This is a genomic window from Limnohabitans planktonicus II-D5 (genome assembly GCF_001270065.2).
In the GTDB taxonomy this organism is placed as follows: domain Bacteria; phylum Pseudomonadota; class Gammaproteobacteria; order Burkholderiales; family Burkholderiaceae_C; genus Limnohabitans_A; species Limnohabitans_A planktonicus.
Genome location: NZ_LFYT02000023.1, coordinates 1 through 17,006 on the forward strand (window position 1 = coordinate 1; position 17,006 = coordinate 17,006).

Genomic DNA, 17,006 nt, shown 5'->3' on the forward strand with positions numbered 1-17,006 from the left:
GGCCCCATGTCGGAGTCTTCGACCGCCGACCTACAAGCCATGTCGGAGTCTTCGACCGCCGACCTACGCCCCATGTCGGAGTCTTCGACCGCCGACCTACAAGCCATGTCGGAGTCTTCGACCGCCGACCTGCAAGATGTCAACGCCCTGTAGGTCGGCACTCGAAGAGTCCGACGTTTTCAGCTGAAGGCACAGGCCCCATGTCGGGTCAAGGTTTGGTCAACAAAGCAACGGCGCGGGCTTCCATGCTCTGGCCCATGCCCACGGGGCCGAGCTTTTCAGCGGTCTTGGCTTTCACATTGACCTGATCAGGGGCAACGCCCAGGGCTTGTGCCACTGAAGCGTTGATCGCCGCCATGTACGGCGCCAGCTTGGGGGCCTGGGCCACGATGGTGCTGTCCACATTCACCAACTCCCAACCACGCTCACGCACCCGGCGCATGGCCTCGGTCAGCAGCACGGATGAATCAGCGCCTTTGAACTTCGCGTCCGTGTCCGGAAAATGCCGTCCGATGTCGCCCAAACCCGCCGCGCCCAGCACCGCATCGGTGATGGCGTGCAGGAGCACATCGGCATCCGAGTGACCGAGCAACCCTGTGGTGTGGGGAATCTCCACCCCGCCCAAAATCAGCTTGCGCCCCGGCACCAGGGCATGGACGTCCCAGCCTTCACCGATTCTGAAACTCATGTTCTGCTCCTGATGATCGCCTCGGCCAACGCGAAGTCGGCCGGGTAAGTGACTTTGAAATTCTGTGCTGAGCCTTCGACAAGACGGGGCTTCATACCCAGCCGTTCGATGGCACTGGCCTCGTCGGTGATGCCTGCAAAACCACTGCCCGCCACATCGGCCAGCGCATCGTGCAGCATCTGCAAACGGAACATTTGCGGGGTTTGAGCGAGCCATTTGTGTTCACGCGGTACGGTGGCCGCCACGCGCCCACTCTCTTCGGTTTTGAGCGTATCGGGCAAAGGCAGGGCCAGCAGGCCGCCCACGGCATCGTGCTGGCAAGTTTCGATCAAGCGAGTCACCGACTCGTGCGACACCAAACAACGCGCCGCATCGTGCACCAGCACCCAGTCTTGCGGGTCAAGGCCTGCGGCCAGCATGGCTTGCAGGCCGTTGAAAACGCTCTCGGCGCGGCTGGCACCGCCACAGGCCAGGCGCTTGAAACGCTGGGGCCAAGCCTGCTCGACCCAGACATGGTCATCACCGGGCGACAAAATCACCCAACCACTGGCCAGCTGAGGCACCTGCGCCAAAGCCTGCAGCGTGAGCATGACCATGGGCTGCCCGGCCACCTGTTGGTATTGCTTGGGTTGCACCGTGCCCGCACGGCTGCCCGTGCCCGCACAGGGGATGAGGGCGTGAAAACAAGTCGAGATGCTGCGGTCGGTCATAGCTTGGCATTGTAGTTTTGCAGATCGGTGGCTTCGGCCACGACAGGGTCTGAAGTGACGCAAACATTTGTCGGGGCTGAAGCCACCGACCTACCAATACACGGCCCCCGTAGGTCGGTACCGCCAGGTCCGACGTTTTTCTGCTTCGGCACAGGCCCATGTCGGGGTCTTCGACCACCGACCCACCAATACACGGCCCCCCGTAGGTCGGTACCGCCAGGTCCGAGGTTTTCTGCTTCGGCATAGGCCCATGTCGGGGTCTTCGACCACCGACCTACCAATACACGGCCCCCGTAGGTCGGTACCGTCAGGTCCGACGTTTTTCTGCTTCGGCACAGGCCCATGTCGGGGTCTTCGACCACCGACCTACCAATACACGGCCCCCGTAGGTCGGCAGCTTCAGCTCCGACATTACCCGGTGCGCCACAGGCCCGGTGACGCGACCCAAGCCGACCTACCGAAGACTGTGCTTAACGACCACCATCGGCCTGCCCAAGGTCACAAAGACTCTAAAATCACGTCCAACTCACATGTTCACACCCCCCTCCATTTCGGCGGGGGGTGTTTTGCTTTTTTCTTCGCCATTGCCCAGCGCACACACCATGCAACTGCCCAGCCTGATTTCCGGCAAACGATTTACCCTTCCCCGCCCCGCCGGATCGGCTGATGCCGTGCTGCTGGCCCAACTGGCCCAGCGCGAAAAAAAGGCCGGCAAGCTCACCGCCATCGTCACCAGTGACGCGGCCGACGCCCAGCGCCTGATGGATGAGCTGGTGTTTTTTGCGCCCGATCTGCGCTGCGTCCTGTTTCCCGACTGGGAAACCCTGCCCTACGACACGTTTTCGCCCCACCAAGACTTGATCAGCGAGCGCTTGGCCACCCTCTGGCGCATCAAACAGCGCAACCACCCCGAAAGCGCCGACGTGGTGCTGGTGCCCGCCACCACCGCGCTCTATCGCCTAGCCCCGCCGTCCTTTTTGGCGGGCTACACCTTCGAGTTCAAGGTCAAACAAAAGCTCGACGAAGCCCAACTCAAGGCCCAGCTCACGCTGGCGGGTTACTCACACGTCAGCCAGGTGGTCAGCCCCGGTGAATACGCGGTGCGCGGCGGCCTGATTGACTTGTTCCCCATGGGCTCGTTGGTGCCTTACCGGGTGGACCTGTTCGACGACGAAATCGACTCCATCCGCACTTTCGACCCCGACAGCCAGCGCAGCCTTTACCCCGTTCCCGAAGTGCGCTTGTTACCGGGGCGCGAGTTCCCTATGGACGAGGCGGCCCGTACGCGGTTCAGGAGCCGCTGGCGCGAACTGCTCGAAGGCGATCCGACCAAAAGCCGCATTTACAAAGACATGGGCAACGGCGTGGCCACGGCGGGCATTGAGTACTACCTGCCGCTGTTTTTTGAAGAAACCGCCACAGTGTTTGATTACCTGGGAGCTGGCCAGGCCGATGCCGCCACCGTGGTGCTGCACGGCGATCTGGAGCCCGCCTTCCAGCGCTTTTGGCAAGACACCCGCGACCGCTACCGCTTGGTGCAAGGCGACCCCGAGCGGCCCGTGCTGCCGCCTGATGCGCTGTTTTTGAGCGCAGAGCAGTTCTACACCCTGACCCAAAGCCATGCCCAATTGGCCCTGCGCGCAGGCACCAGCGATGTGGCTGACAACACCCTCGCCCAGCCCTTGCCCGAGTTGACGGTGGTTCGCGGCGCCGAAGATCCGCTCTCGCGCTTGCAAGCGCACATCCGCAGCAGCGCCAGCCGGGTGCTGATCCTGGCCGAGAGCGATGGCCGACGTGAAAGCCTGCTCGACTTCGTGCGCTCCAGCGGCCTCACGCCACCCGTGTTTGACAGCCTCGAAGACTTTTTGACCAGCGACGAAAAAATCGGCATGGCCACGGCCGCGTTGGTCAGCGGTTTCCATTGGTTCGAGCACAACATCGACCTGGTGACCGAGACCGAACTCTTTGCCGCAGGCCCCACCACCCGCCGCCGCAAAAAGCAGGAACAGGTCAGCGACGTTGAAGCGCTGATCAAAGACCTGAGCGAGCTGAACGTGGGCGACCCGGTGGTGCACAGCCAGCACGGCATTGGCCGCTACCGGGGCCTGGTCAACATGGACATGGGTCAGAAAAACGAGGACGGCACGCCCGCCCTGCAAGAGTTTTTGCACCTGGAATACGCAGGCGACGCCACGCTTTATGTGCCCGTGAGCCAGCTGCAGCTGATTGGCCGCTACACGGGCGTGAGCGCCGACGAAGCGCCGCTGCACAAACTGGGCTCCGGCCAGTGGGAAAAGGCCAAACGCCGCGCCGCCGAGCAGGTGCGCGACGCCGCCGCCGAGTTGCTCAACATCTACGCCCGCCGCGCAGCCCGCGAAGGTCACCCTTTCCGCTACAGCCCGCAAGACTACGAAACCTTTGCCAACGACTTCGGTTTTGAAGAAACCGCCGACCAAAAGGCCGCCATCCACTGCGTCATTCAAGACATGATCAGCCCCCGCCCCATGGACCGCCTGGTCTGTGGCGATGTGGGCTTTGGCAAGACCGAGGTGGCGCTGCGGGCCGCCTTTGTGGCTGTGACCGGCGGCAAACAAGTCGCGCTGCTGGCCCCCACCACCCTGCTGGCCGAGCAGCACTACCAAACGCTCAAAGACCGCTTTGCCAAATGGCCCGTCAAGGTGGCCGAAGTCTCGCGCTTCAGGTCGGGCAAAGAAGTCACCGCCGCCCTCAAAGGCATTGCCGATGGCACGGTGGACATCGTGGTCGGCACGCACAAGCTGCTGAGCGAATCCACCAAGTTCCACGACCTGGGCCTGCTCATCATCGACGAAGAACACCGCTTTGGCGTGCGCCACAAAGAGGCCATGAAAGCACTGCGGGCCGAGGTCGATGTGCTCACGCTCACCGCCACCCCCATTCCCCGCACCATGGGCATGGCGTTGGAAGGTCTGCGCGATTTGAGCGTGATTGCCACCGCGCCGCAACGTCGCCTGGCCATCAAGACCTTTGTGCGCAACGAAGGCACGGGCGTGATCCGCGAGGCGGTGCTGCGCGAACTCAAGCGCGGCGGCCAGTGCTACTTTTTGCACAACGAGGTCGAGACCATCGAGAACCGCAAGCAAAAGCTCGAAGAAATCCTGCCCGAAGCCCGCATCGCCGTGGCCCACGGCCAGATGCCCGAGCGCGAGCTGGAGCGCGTGATGCGCGACTTTGTGGCCCAGCGCTACAACATCTTGCTGTGCTCGACCATCATCGAGACCGGCATCGACGTGCCCACGGCCAACACCATCGTGATCTCTCGCGCCGACAAATTCGGCCTGGCCCAGCTGCACCAGCTGCGCGGGCGCGTGGGCCGCTCGCACCACCAAGCCTATGCTTATTTGATGGTGCCCGAGATCGAAGGCCTGACAAAACAAGCCGCACAGCGACTCGACGCCATCCAGCAAATGGAAGAACTGGGCAGCGGTTTTTATTTGGCCATGCACGACCTGGAGATTCGCGGCGCGGGCGAGGTGCTGGGCGAAAACCAAAGCGGCAACATGCTCGAAGTGGGTTTTCAGCTCTACAACGAAATGCTGTCCGAAGCGGTGCGCAGCCTGAAAGCGGGCAAAGAACCGGACTTGCTCAACCCCCTCACCGCCACCACCGACATCAACCTGCACGCCCCCGCCCTGCTGCCCAACGACTACTGTGGCGACGTGCACCTGCGCCTGTCGTTCTACAAAAAGCTGGCCACCGCCAAAACCAGCGACCAGATCGACGCCCTGCTCGAAGAACTGGTGGACCGCTTTGGCAAACTGCCCCCGCAAGCCCAAACCCTGGTCGATGTGCACCGCTTGCGTGTGCTGACCCAGCCCTATGGCGTCATCAAGGTCGACGCCGCCCCGGGCGTGATCCAGATCACCTTCAAACCCAACCCACCCGTGGACCCCATGGCCATCATTGGCCTCATCCAGAAGAACAAACACATCAAGCTGGCGGGCAACGACAAAATTCGCATCGAGCGCGAACTGCCCGACCCCAAGGCGCGGGCACAGATGGTGCGGGATGTGCTGCGGAGTTTGGGGCAGCCGAGGGTGGAGGCGGTGGCTGCCTGATGCCGCAAACACTGGCGCAGCCTGCCTTGAAAGTTCAAAATGCTGCCAATACAAAGGAATCCCCATGAACCACCAAACACTTGAGCATTCAGCACTGCATCTGCCCGTGCACGAGCGGGCAGCTTTGGCACATAAATTGTTGATATCGCTGGAATACCAGAGCACGGCAGACATCGAAAAAGCCTGGCACGCAGAAGCCCAACGCCGTGCCCTACAGATCACACAGGGGCAAAGTTCCAGCGTGTCTTCAGAAGAGGCAAGCGCTGCTGCACGCGCTCTGTTGCGGTGATCTATCGATTTCACCGTGCGGCCCTGACCGAGCACCTCGACCAGGTCGCTTTTTACGAAACCCAGCTACCAGGCTTGGGCGCTGACTATTTGGCTGAATTTGAATCAACCATGCTGCGGATTTGCCGCAACCCGCAAACCTTTCCGGCCATCGACGCAACCGCACTTCGCAAAACAGGAATGCGGCGCTTTCCGTTTCATGTGATCTACATACTCCACGCCGACCAAGTTTTGGTTCTGGCCATCGCTCATCACCGCAGGCGACCCGTTTATTGGACCGATCGTGTGGGCGATTGAACTTGACCCGTCGCTACCGCTGGCAGGCAACGACAAAATCCGCATCGAACGCGAACTGCCCGACCCCAAGGCAAGGGCGCAGATGGTGCGGGATGTGTTGCGGAGTTTGGGGACGCCTTTCGTGGAGTTGGCGGCAGTTCAGAGGTGAGTTTGAAGGGGTCGTTAAACCCCTTGCGGTCATACCTATATAACCAAAAGTTATCTCAAATCCTTCACAATCTACAACCGTGTGCTGAAGGGTTTGACCATCTGAGCAAACGAATGGTTATTGCTGGCGATGGAGCGCCAGTGGACGACAAGCCATCGCTTGCAGGGCAAGTGCACACCCTCTCAAATAAATGGCCTGAGACACAGCAATAGCTTTACACAACACTGGACCTCATCTTTTCACCATGAGCATCAGCCACTACATCAAGGACATCGGACGCGGCAAAGACGGCGCGCGTGCGCTCGGCCGCGCACAAGCTGCTGACTTGTTGGGCCAGATTCTTGACCAGCAAGTGAGTGATCTGGAATTAGGCGCTTTTTGCATCGCCATGCGCATCAAGGGCGAAACGCCTGAAGAGATGGCGGGTTTCCTGGACGCCACGCATGCCCGTTTGAACAAGGTCGTTACAGGGCAAGCGCCCACCGTGGTGCTGCCCAGCTACAACGGTGCCCGCAAACTGCCCGTGCTCACGCCCTTGCTGGCCCTTTTGCTGGCCCGCGAAGGCGTGGCGGTGGTCATGCACGGCACAGCCACCGAAGACAAGCGGGTGAGCAGCCAGGCGGTGTTGGCTGAACTGGGTATTTCAGCGTCCGGCGCATCGCCTCAGGTCAAAGCCGGTGAAGTAGCGTTCGTGCCCACGGGCGTGCTGCACGCCGGGCTGGAACGTCTGCTGGCCGTGCGCCGGGTGGTGGGCCTGCGCAACCCTGGGCACAGCCTGGTCAAGCACATGAACCCTTGTGAGGGTCCCGCCCTGGTGGTGAGCAGCTACACCCACCCCGAATATTTGCAGTCCATGTCAGCCACCTTTGCGTTGACCGCCCAGCACGCTTTGCTGCTGCGCGGCACTGAAGGCGAAAGCGTGGCCGATGCCCGGCGCACACCGGCGATGGACGTTTTCAAAGACGGCCAGACACGGCGCGTGCAGGCCCCGCAAGAAGGCCCCCTGTCCCAACTGCCAGAGTTACCCAGCACTGATGCGGCAGCTACGGCGCTTTACATCGAACACGTTATGCAAAACCTGCTGCCAGTGCCCGAGCCCATTGCGCGGCAAATTCAACACATACTCCGTGAGGTCCAAGCATGAGCGCCCCCACACCGTTTTCCGACTTGGCAAGCACAGCGGGTGCCTCCGACACTGGATCGCCACGCTTCACACGCGATGACAAGACTCAAGCCGCAGGAAGCTGCACCCTGGTCGGCGCTGGCCCCGGTGACCCTGAGTTGCTGACCCTCAAAGCCGTCAAAGCCATTGCCAGCGCCACGGTGCTGCTGGTGGACGATCTGGTCAATGACGCGGTGCTGGCGCATGCCTCGCCCAGTGCCCGCATCGTGCATGTGGGCAAGCGCGGCGGCTGCAAGAGCACGCCGCAGGCCTTCATTGACAAGCTGATGATCACTGCCGTGCACGAAGGCGAACATGTGGTGCGCCTCAAGGGCGGCGACCCGTTCATATTTGGCAGGGGCGGCGAAGAGGTCGAACATCTGCGCGAAGCGGGCATTGATGTGCAGGTGGTCAACGGCATCACCTCCGGGTTGGCGGGCATGAGCAGCCTGGGCGCCCCGCTGACCCACCGCGAACATGCACACGGGGTGGTGTTTGCGACGGGCCACGCCAAACCCGGCGACGCCGGCCCCGACTGGGCACTGCTGGCCAACACTGCGCACCAGGCCAAATTGACGCTGGTGATCTACATGGGCGTGAGCAGCCTGGCGCAGATCCGCAGCGGCTTGCTGAAGGGCCTGCCCGCACACACACCCGTGGCCATCGTGCAGCACGCCAGCCTGCCCGAGCAGCGTGAAGCACTGACCACGCTGGACGAGTTGGCTGACACCATGGCCCGCGAAGGCCTGCAAAGCCCCAGCATCATCGTGGTGGGCGACGTGGTCCAAGGTGCGCGGGCATGGGCCGCGCAGCCACATGCCGCACAAAAACTGGCCTGAATTCAGCCCCAGCTGCGCGTGAGCAGCTCATCCAGTGCATCGGCAATCGCCTGGCCCTGATCGGCCAGATTGCCCACGCATGGCCCCAGCTGATCGCTGGCGACAGACACCATGTCCAGCGGGTGCAAGACCAAGGCCTGGCCCTTGATCTTGAACACCGGGTTCATGCGCGTGCCGGCCAATTTGGCACCCGCAGGCAATGCCGAACGCAGGACCAGCGGGACGACGACACGGCGGCGGTAACCCTCAAACAATGAAGACTGAACCACCACCACCATGGGCACGGTGGCCCGCATCGGGCCGGGGTTCAGATGGATGTCAAATTGCGGCATGTGCCTTGGCCGTGCGCGTCACAGCGTGGAATGGCCGTCGGCGTAAGAGCCCGACGCGTCGTGAAGCGAATTCCAGTCGGCCACGGCCTGCTGCGCTTGCTGGCGGTGGGTTTGGCGGGCTTGCCGCTGCGTGATCACATAGTCTTGCAGCATCTCTTCGACCTTGGCCGACAAGTTGCCACAGTAGGCACGAGACTCTTGCACCAGGGCTTCACTGAGTGAAAGATTGACGGGCTTCTTGGCTGAGGTTTCGCGATCTGGCATGGCAGTCACTCCTTTCATGCGCATTCTATGCGCATGAAAGTGCACCTCAATTGCCAGCTGAGCAGACTCCAACCCTGCACAGCTTTGGAGCACGTAGCGCGGTCCGTATGGCTGGGGTCTTGCCGTGCAAGCGAACCAACGGCAGCCTCACCCACCCCTTAAACTCCCTGCCATGAATCAATGGGATGTGGTGATCGTGGGTGCCGGGGCTGCCGGTTTGTTTTGCGCAGGCGTGGCGGGCCAGTGCGGCTTGAAGGTGCTGGTCATCGACCACAGCGACAAAATCGCCGAAAAAATCCGCATCTCCGGCGGTGGGCGCTGCAACTTCACCAACCGGCTGCTCGACGCCTCGGCCCCGCAAAAGCACTTCATCAGCCAAAACCCGCACTTTTGCCGCTCGGCCCTGTCGCGTTACAGCCCACAAGACTTCATCGATTTGGTGCAAAAGCACGGCATCGCGTTTCATGAAAAGCACAAGGGCCAGCTGTTTTGCGACCACTCGGCCGAAGACATCATCCGCATGCTGTTGGCTGAATGCCAGGCAGGCGGCGTAGAAATCCGCACCGGGTGCAGTGTGAAGTCTGTCCAAGCGCCCACCGAAGACAACACCCACTACACCCTGGGCACGAGCGATGGCCCCGTGCAAACCACCACACTGGTGGTGGCCACGGGCGGCCTGTCCATCCCCAAAATCGGGGCCAGCGACTGGGGCTACCGCATTGCCAGCCAGTTTGGTTTGCGTCTGGTCGAGCGCCGCCCTGGCCTGGTGCCCCTGACCTTTGACGGCGTAGGCTGGGCACCTTATGCGCAGCTGGCCGGGCTCGCTTTGCCCGTGGGCATCGAGACGGGCGAGAAAAAAGGCCGCATGCACTTTGACGAAGACCTGCTGTTCACGCACCGGGGCTTGTCGGGGCCGGGCGTGCTGCAAATTTCAAGCTACTGGCAAGAAGGCACACCCATTCGCCTGAACCTGGCCCCCGAGGTGAACCTGCCCGAGCGCCTGCAAGAGGCCAAGCTGCGCTCGAAAAAACTGCTGGCTAACGAGCTGGCCACGCTGGTACCCAGCCGCTTGGCCGAGGCCTGGGTGGGTCAGAACCCGGCCCTGCAGCGCCCCTGCCCGGATGTGCCGGACAAGGCGCTCACTCAACTTGCTGAAGCCCTGTCGAGATGGTCACTCACACCCACCGGCAGCGAGGGTTACAAAAAAGCCGAGGTCACGCTGGGCGGGGTGGACACGCGCGATGTATCTTCGCAAACCATGGAGTCCAAACAGCCCGGGCTGTACTTCATTGGCGAGGTGATCGACGTGACCGGCTGGCTGGGCGGCTACAACTTCCAGTGGGCCTGGGCCAGCGCCCACGCTTGTGCGCAGGCTTTGGCAGAAAAGCTCTTGGCCTGACAAACCACCGCTCAGCTCAGCACGACAGCTGACTTGTGGGTCAGCGGTTTGGTGGCTATAAGCGGCTCGGCCCCTTCCGTAGCCAGCAACACGCCTTCGCTGCGAAAGCGCATGCAAATGTCAAACATCAAATCAGAAATCAGGCCCTTGTGGCCGTTGTGCAGGTCGTTGATCCAGAAGCTGGTCTCCAGCGTGACCTCGCCAGCAGCCACTGAAGCGATGAGCACGTCCCCAGCGGGATCGGGCAGCACGCGTGGCGCGTTTTTGAGCGATTGCAAAATCAATTCACGCGCCCGGGGATAGTCGGCCACATCGGCGATTTTCAACAAAAAAGACACCCGAAAATCGTCGTTGCTCAGGGTGTGGTTTTGCAACACGCCCTTGATCACGCTGCTGTTGGGGATCAGGCTTTCGGTGCCTACCGCATCGCGTACCACCAGGGCGCGGCTGCTCATTTGCACCACACGCCCAGTGATCTTGTCGATGGTCACGTAATCGCCCACCTTGAGTGCCCGCTCCAGCAGCACATACAGCCCGCTGAAATAGTTGACCACGAACTCCTGCAATCCAAAGCCCAGGCCAATGCCCATGGCACCGGCAAAAGCGGCCAAGGTGGTCAGATCAATGCCCGAGCTGACCAGCACGCCCACCAAAGTGAACACAAAGATGCCCATGCTGAACAGGCGCGTCAGGATCAGGGCGTCGTTGGCCTGAATGGTTTCCTGGCGCGCATAGCGCTGCAGCAAGCGGTCAACCACGTCTGCAATTTGCCCTGCCACCGTGAGCGCCACCACCCCCATGAGCACGCCGGTGACGATGTTGGCACCTTTGAACACCTGATGGCCAATGGAAAACTCAATGGCCTGAATATGGCTTGTCAAAGGCTGGAAAAGGCCGAAAAAAGTCAAGACAGCCACGACCACTGCGGCCCACTCGATCAGGTGCAAAAAGATGCGCAAGACTTCGTGTGGGTGCAAAACGTAGCGAAAAAACCAGCCCGCAGTGCGGATGACCAGCACCCACAAAGTCAACGACAGGACTTTCCACAAAACCATCAGCTCATGGGCATTCAAGCCATACAGCCAGGCAGCTCCAAAAAAGCTGGACAGGCACCACACGGCCACCACCGCAGGTCCCATGACTTGCACCGCGTGGTACCCATAAGCAGACCAAGGGCCACGCACCGTCAACCGGGCCAGCACCCAACGTCGCACGGCATAACCAGTCGCAATGCTGAGCACGCACAGCAAACATTGCAGCGCAAAACTGTCCAAGGGCAAACTTTGGTAAGCGTGATAGGCCATGGATTGGAAAAACCCGTCCCCGCTCATCACCACCTGGTCAATCTTCATGAAATTCATGTCCATGCGCAGACTCCCCGTGCATCAAAAACTGAAGCGCCTGCCCAGCTGAACAAACATGTTGTAGACATTGCCTGAGCCTCTGGCGGCGCCCAGATAAATGTCTCCAATCTTGCTGTCCACCGCCACAAAAGCGGTTGCGCTGTAGCGGGTGCGAAACGCATCGCCCTGAGACCAAGCGTCTCCAGCCTCCAGCACGGTGCCCATATAAGTTCTTTGATTAAACAGGCCGCCTTCGTTCAAGCGGTACATGTAGGTGCCCTGCACATGAGCCAGTTGATTGCCTGCCAGCTGCCCCATGCGGTAGGCCCCCATGAGCTGAAAGCCGCCCAAAAACAAGAGCGTGGGAGATTGGCAAGACTCACAGCCTTGGTTCAGCTTTTCCTGCGCCACATTCACACCGAGATTAAAAATGTGTGGCCCAAAACTGTGGGCCACTTTGGCGCTCAAACGGCCTGTGCCATAAGCAGTGCCATTCAAGCCCTGTTCCACAGTGGCATTCAAATAGTAGCCTCGGGTCGGAAAACTCAAGGAATCCAACTGGTCAATTTGCAGTTGGGTCTTGAGGCCGCTGTAACTGAAATCACTGTTGGAGCCCACTGTAGACGACAACAACTCGTTGTAGGTGTCCAGGCTGCGTCGTATGCGGCCAGAGGTCAGGCCCAGTTTGATATTGGCTTTGCGCTCCAGGTCATACACCAGCTGTGCATCCCAAGTTTCCACCGTCTGGTTGAGATAGGCCAGTTTTTGCGACCTCAGATCTTCACGGTTCAGGGCAGTGCGGTAAACCGGCAGTTGGTTGCGGTCCCAGGACACGCCGGTCTCCACGCTCCAGCGTTTGGTCAAGGGCTGGTACAAACGCGCAGCCAATTCGATCTGCGTACCCAGTCGCGCGTCCAGCGCAAACTCAAGACCGGACTCGGTCAGCCAGGGACGGCGATAACCAATGCCGGTTGAAAACTGGGTGACCCCACTGGCCTCGGTGGAAAAACCCAAGGTGGATTTCATGAAGTGCGGACTGTAGGGTTTCTCGCGCACTTGCACGATCAGCTTGTACTGATCGCCCTGTTGCTGCTGCAAGCTGTAGCTGACCAGATCAAAGTAGCCGCTGGTGTACAGCTCGTCAATGTAACGTTCGGTCTCGACTGAGGAAAACTCCTGCTCCAGCATGGGAGACAAGACCGAGTGGATGTAGGACTCGGGCACATCCTTTTGGCCCTTGGCCTCAATGGCCACAATGCGTTTTTCCCGCTGGTTGAATGAGAGTTTGTTCGCCGCAGGTTTGGCGGATGTTTCTGCGAATTGCACCTTCATGGCCGCCCAGCGAGCGGCCACATCGGACAAAGCCACCTGGCCCCGCTGCACGATCTCGGCCGCCCGGTTGAAATCGGCAAAACCGACGTCCTGCAATTGCGGTTTGACCAGCACGTCCTGGGCACGCAACAGAGACAGATTGCGTTTTTCGTTCTGACGAATCAGGATGTCAATCATCCGATTGGCCACCACCAGCGCATGACTGGCTTGCGCAGTCTGGCCGTCATCTGCCCCCCCAGCCAGGAACGAGGCCACGATCACATCGGCCCCCTCTTGCAAAGCCACTTCAATGGGCAAATTGGCCACCAGGCCACCGTCCACATAGGTCTCGCCGTCCACCTCTACCGGGGCAAACACCGCCGGTGCCGCCATGCTGGCCCGAATGGCCAGGTGCAAGGCCCCCCGGTCAAAGACCTTCATCTCGCCATCCCTGTATCGGGTGGCCACGGCTCGAAAAGGAATTTTTAAATCGTTGAAATTCACCTGCGGCGGCACATGCGCGGTCAATTCCTGCAGCAAAGCCAAAAAACGCTGCCCGTCACTGACACCCCGCGCAAAACTCAAGGCCCCGCCCTTGACCCCGAATTCCATCTCCACAGGGTACTTTTGCTGGTAAGCACGGGAGCGCGAAGGCAACTCCAGCCGGTTGAGTTGATCCAGCGCCACCTTGGCCGGGTCCAGCCCCCCGATCACTCGCTCGATGTCCTCTGTCGACAAACCGCTGGCGTACAAACCACCAATGACAGCCCCCATGCTGGTGCCCACGATGCGGGCAATCGGAATGTGGTCCTGCTCCAACTGGCGCAGCACGGCCAAGTGTGCAAAGCCTTTGGCACCGCCACCGGCCAGCACTACCACCACGGACGGCGGCTTGCCAGAAGCAAGGGCGGGCACCGCCCCTTGCCCCCAGCTCAAACCACTCGCCAGGCACAACAGCCCTGTTAACAACCATTTATGAAAGATCATTGCGTAAAACCCACAGGGTTAAATTTATACATTTAGAACTCATTTTATTGATTTTCATAGATAAAAACCAAGAACACCCCAATTCAATCGTGACAAGCTGTGCGCCGACTTCAGCAAGACCTGATCACAAGCTGACGCAATAGCCTGTATGTACTCCGGATGGGGCTATAATCGCAGGCTTTGCTGGCAAACCCCCCGTCTGCCAAATACTAGTTCGTGACGGGGAACCGCTGGTATCGGGTAGCAAGGCTCGATCTTCCTTGCTGCAGCGACCGGCACACATTTTGGAAATTTGATTCAATGACCACCATCCGCGTGAAAGAAAACGAGCCGTTTGACGTCGCCCTGCGTCGCTTCAAGCGCACCATCGAAAAACTCGGTCTGCTGACAGACTTGCGTGCCCGCGAGTTCTACGAAAAGCCTACCACCGAGCGCAAGCGCAAAAAAGCTGCAGCCGTGAAGCGCCATTACAAGCGCGTTCGCAGCATGCAACTGCCCAAGAAGCTGTACTGATCACTTCTTGACGGCCTGCAACAGGCCTGCGCACAAGCCCGCTGGAGGACGCTCAGGCGGGCTTTGTTGTTTCTGCCCCCCACTTTTCACCCCACAGGAGCCCCACCATGAGCCTGAAAGACCAGATCACCGAAGACATGAAAACCGCGATGCGCGCCAAAGACAGCGAGCGCCTGGGCACCATCCGCTTGCTGCTGGCAGCCATGAAACAAAAAGAAGTCGACGAGCGTGTGGTGCTCGACGATGTGGCCGTGGTGGCCATCGTGGACAAGCTGATCAAGCAGCGCAAAGATTCGATTGCCGCGTTTGAACAAGCCGCCCGCCAGGACCTGGCCGACAAGGAAAAGGCCGAAATGGCGGTGTTGCTGGCCTATTTGCCCGAGCGCATGTCGGCCGAAGAAGTGACGGCTGCCGTGCAGGCCATCGTGACCGAGTTGGGTGCCAAAGGCCCCGGCGACATGGGCAAAGTCATGGCCGCAGTGAAAACTCGCCTGGCAGGCAAGGCCGACATGGGCCAGGTGTCAGCTGCGGTCAAGGCCGCTTTGGCAGGCTGAAATCCTTCCACCCAGGCTCAATCGGGCCTGGATGCGTGGTTCCATCGGGCGCGGCTGCCGCCTTGCCTGCGTCCCGCTGCCCCTTCAGGCTTGTGCTCTTGCGCCACAGCCAAGGCCCGTGCCTGTATGGCACTCAAACTGCGTGCCAAGTCCTGCCGCTGGGCAGGTGCCAAATCCTGCAACACCTCATGGTGCACCTGCACGACACGCGGAAACAACTGCGCAAACAAGTTCGATCCGGCCTGCGACAACAACACCAAGGCTCGGCGGCCATCGCCGGGCACACGCTGACGCTCCACCAGCCCTTTGCTCATCAGGCCACGCAATGTCTTTGAGGCCTGTGAGCGATCTACCGTGGTGCGCGCCGCCAAGTCCGAAGGCGACATGGCGTTAAGCTCAGCCAGCATGGCCAGAAACTGCCACTCTTCGCGGGTGATGCCGTATTCGTTTTCGCAGATGCGGGTGACCAGAGAACCGCTGATGCCCAGAAGCTCGGACAACTGGAAATTGAGCAGATCGAAAATCGATTTCGGATCTTCAAACTCGGGCAGTTGGCTTTGTGCGGCCAGTGATGCTTTGGGAAAACCCATGGTGGATGCGGCTGATCTAAGGGAAAGACCTGAGGATAATGGATTTTTTCCATCACCTGCTTGCTGCCTATGCTTGGAGGCATGAGCACCACGTCCTTTGATTCCCCCATCGACATCCGCAGCGCCAACGCGCAGCACATGTACCACCCCATGATCGACCCCAAGGCGGTGCAGGCTGCGCCCCCCTTGATCATTGACCGGGGCGAAGGCGTACACGTCTATGACATCGACGGCAAGCGTTATCTGGACACCGTGGCCTCGCTGTGGAACGTGAACGTGGGTCACAACAGACCCGAGGTCATCAACGCCATCAAGGCGCAGCTGGACAAGCTGGCTTACTACTCCACCTTTCAAAACACCTCCAACCCGCCGGCCATCGAGCTGTCGGCGCGCCTCATGCGCATGTTTGCGCCAGAGAAAATGAACAAGGTGTTCTTTTCTTCCGGTGGCTCGGACGCGGTCGAGACAGCGCTCAAATTGGCGCGCCAATACTGGAAGCTGAACGGCCAACCCGATCGTCACCAGTTCATCTCGCTCAAATGGGGCTACCACGGGGTGCATTTTGGCGGCGCGTCCATCAACGGCAACCCGATGTTCCGCAGCGCCTACGAGCCCCTGCTGCCCGGCTGCCACCTGGCCGAAACGCCCTACACCTACCGTAACCCCTGGAACGAAACCGACCCGGCCAAGCTGGCCCAGCTGTGCCTGGACCAGTTGGCCCAGCTGATCGAGCAAGTCGGACCGCACAACATCGCCGCCCTGGTGGCCGAGCCGGTGCAAGGCGCAGGCGGCGTGATCGTGCCGCACGACAGCTACTGGCCAGGCCTGCGCCAACTGCTTGACCAGCACGGCATCTTGCTCATCAGCGACGAGATCGTGACCGGCTTTGGCCGCATCGGTGCCATGTGCGGCGCCGGCGCCTGGGGCGTGGCCCCCGACATCATGGCCATGGCCAAGGGCATCAATTCGGGTTATGTGCCACTGGGTGCCACCCTCATCAACGAACGCGTGGCCAGTGCCTGGGACCAGCCCGGCGTGCCCGCTGCGCTGATGCACGGCTACACCTATTCAGGCCATGCCCTGGCCTGCGCTGCGGCCAACGCCAACCTGGACATCGTGGCCAGCGAAGACCTGCCCGGCAACGCCAGCCGCGTAGGGGCTTACATGCAAGACAAGTTGCAAGAGCTGATGGCTTACGCCCATGTGGGTGAAGTGCGCGGCAAAGGCATGATGGCCGCCGTTGAACTGGTGACCGACAAAGCCAGCAAAGCCATGTTGCTGCCGCCTTCGGCCTATATCCAGACCCTGGTCGGCACGGCGCGCAGCGAAGGTGCCATCATCCGCGTGCAAGGCAACCGGCTGATCCTGTCGCCGCCTCTGGTCTTTACCCGTGAGAATGTGGACGAAGCCCTCAGGGTTTTACACCTTGCGTTCTCAGCGGCCGAAAAAGTTTAATCCCCCCAACCCATTACCCTCACTGACCT

16 protein-coding genes are annotated in these 17,006 nt (G+C 60.6%); 9 read left to right on the forward strand and 7 right to left on the reverse strand.

Annotated features, from left to right (window positions below; all coding sequences use genetic code 11):
• Positions 1–208: 208 nt before the first annotated feature.
• Positions 209–688, reverse strand: coding sequence for a 2-C-methyl-D-erythritol 2,4-cyclodiphosphate synthase (gene ispF, locus H663_RS35450; RefSeq protein ID WP_053175686.1), 480 nt, complete (start codon positions 686–688; stop codon positions 209–211).
• A complete protein-coding gene (ispD, locus tag H663_RS35455; protein ID WP_053175683.1) occupies positions 685–1,398 on the reverse strand; it encodes a 2-C-methyl-D-erythritol 4-phosphate cytidylyltransferase in 714 nt (237 codons plus the stop codon). Before ispD ends, ispF begins: the two co-directional genes overlap by 4 nt.
• Before the next feature lie 602 nt (positions 1,399–2,000).
• Here ispD and mfd point away from each other — a divergent pair.
• The 5 genes from mfd (at position 2,001) to cobA (ending at position 8,229) form a co-directional block, all read left to right on the forward strand.
• On the forward strand, positions 2,001–5,495 hold the full coding sequence (mfd, locus tag H663_RS35460) for a transcription-repair coupling factor (protein WP_053176919.1): 3,495 nt from the start codon (positions 2,001–2,003) through the stop codon (positions 5,493–5,495).
• Positions 5,496–5,559: 64 nt separating this feature from the next.
• The gene (locus H663_RS35465) at positions 5,560–5,784 is read left to right on the forward strand and encodes an addiction module protein (protein WP_053175679.1); all 225 of its coding nucleotides are present in this window, start codon (positions 5,560–5,562) and stop codon (positions 5,782–5,784) included.
• A complete protein-coding gene (locus H663_RS35470; protein ID WP_053175676.1) occupies positions 5,781–6,080 on the forward strand; it encodes a type II toxin-antitoxin system RelE/ParE family toxin in 300 nt (99 codons plus the stop codon). The genes H663_RS35465 and H663_RS35470 overlap by 4 nt, the downstream gene beginning before the upstream one ends.
• Before the next feature lie 392 nt (positions 6,081–6,472).
• Positions 6,473–7,372, forward strand: a complete 900-nt coding sequence (gene ybiB / locus H663_RS35475) for a DNA-binding protein YbiB (protein ID WP_053175673.1) — start codon at positions 6,473–6,475, stop codon at positions 7,370–7,372.
• Entirely contained in the window at positions 7,369–8,229 is an 861-nt protein-coding gene (gene cobA / locus H663_RS35480; protein ID WP_083451309.1) for a uroporphyrinogen-III C-methyltransferase, read from the forward strand. The genes ybiB and cobA overlap by 4 nt, the downstream gene beginning before the upstream one ends.
• Positions 8,230–8,231: 2 nt before the next feature.
• On the opposite strand, the gene H663_RS35485 is transcribed toward cobA, so the two are convergent.
• Together H663_RS35485 and H663_RS35490 are read right to left on the reverse strand one after the other, a co-directional pair.
• Positions 8,232–8,561, reverse strand: a complete 330-nt coding sequence (locus tag H663_RS35485; RefSeq protein WP_053175670.1) for a CcdB family protein — start codon at positions 8,559–8,561, stop codon at positions 8,232–8,234.
• An 18-nt stretch (positions 8,562–8,579) separates the two neighbouring features.
• Positions 8,580–8,825: a type II toxin-antitoxin system CcdA family antitoxin gene (locus H663_RS35490; protein WP_165803931.1), complete on the reverse strand. Its 246-nt coding sequence runs from the start codon at positions 8,823–8,825 to the stop codon at positions 8,580–8,582.
• A gap of 172 nt (positions 8,826–8,997) precedes the next feature.
• Between H663_RS35490 and H663_RS35495 the strand changes: the two genes are divergently transcribed.
• Positions 8,998–10,224, forward strand: coding sequence for a BaiN/RdsA family NAD(P)/FAD-dependent oxidoreductase (locus H663_RS35495; RefSeq protein WP_053175662.1), 1,227 nt, complete (start codon positions 8,998–9,000; stop codon positions 10,222–10,224).
• A gap of 11 nt (positions 10,225–10,235) precedes the next feature.
• Here the strand turns inward: H663_RS35495 and H663_RS35500 are convergent, their stop codons facing one another.
• Both H663_RS35500 and H663_RS35505 read right to left on the reverse strand, forming a co-directional pair.
• Positions 10,236–11,591, reverse strand: coding sequence for a mechanosensitive ion channel family protein (locus tag H663_RS35500; protein WP_053175659.1), 1,356 nt, complete (start codon positions 11,589–11,591; stop codon positions 10,236–10,238).
• An 18-nt stretch (positions 11,592–11,609) separates the two neighbouring features.
• Positions 11,610–13,865 (reverse strand): patatin-like phospholipase family protein, encoded by a 2,256-nt coding sequence (locus H663_RS35505; protein ID WP_083451308.1) that lies wholly within the window; start codon positions 13,863–13,865, stop codon positions 11,610–11,612.
• Positions 13,866–14,165: 300 nt separating this feature from the next.
• Between H663_RS35505 and rpsU the strand changes: the two genes are divergently transcribed.
• Positions 14,166–14,378, forward strand: coding sequence for a 30S ribosomal protein S21 (rpsU, locus tag H663_RS35510; protein WP_053175654.1), 213 nt, complete (start codon positions 14,166–14,168; stop codon positions 14,376–14,378).
• 107 nt (positions 14,379–14,485) lie between these two features.
• On the forward strand, positions 14,486–14,932 hold the full coding sequence (locus tag H663_RS35515; RefSeq protein ID WP_053175651.1) for a GatB/YqeY domain-containing protein: 447 nt from the start codon (positions 14,486–14,488) through the stop codon (positions 14,930–14,932).
• 17 nt (positions 14,933–14,949) lie between these two features.
• Here H663_RS35515 and H663_RS35520 read toward each other — a convergent pair whose 3' ends face one another.
• Entirely contained in the window at positions 14,950–15,522 is a 573-nt protein-coding gene (locus H663_RS35520; RefSeq protein WP_053175648.1) for a MarR family winged helix-turn-helix transcriptional regulator, read from the reverse strand.
• 81 nt (positions 15,523–15,603) lie between these two features.
• Between H663_RS35520 and H663_RS35525 the strand changes: the two genes are divergently transcribed.
• The gene (locus tag H663_RS35525) at positions 15,604–16,977 is read left to right on the forward strand and encodes an aminotransferase class III-fold pyridoxal phosphate-dependent enzyme (RefSeq protein ID WP_083451307.1); all 1,374 of its coding nucleotides are present in this window, start codon (positions 15,604–15,606) and stop codon (positions 16,975–16,977) included.
• Positions 16,978–17,006 lie beyond the last annotated feature (29 nt).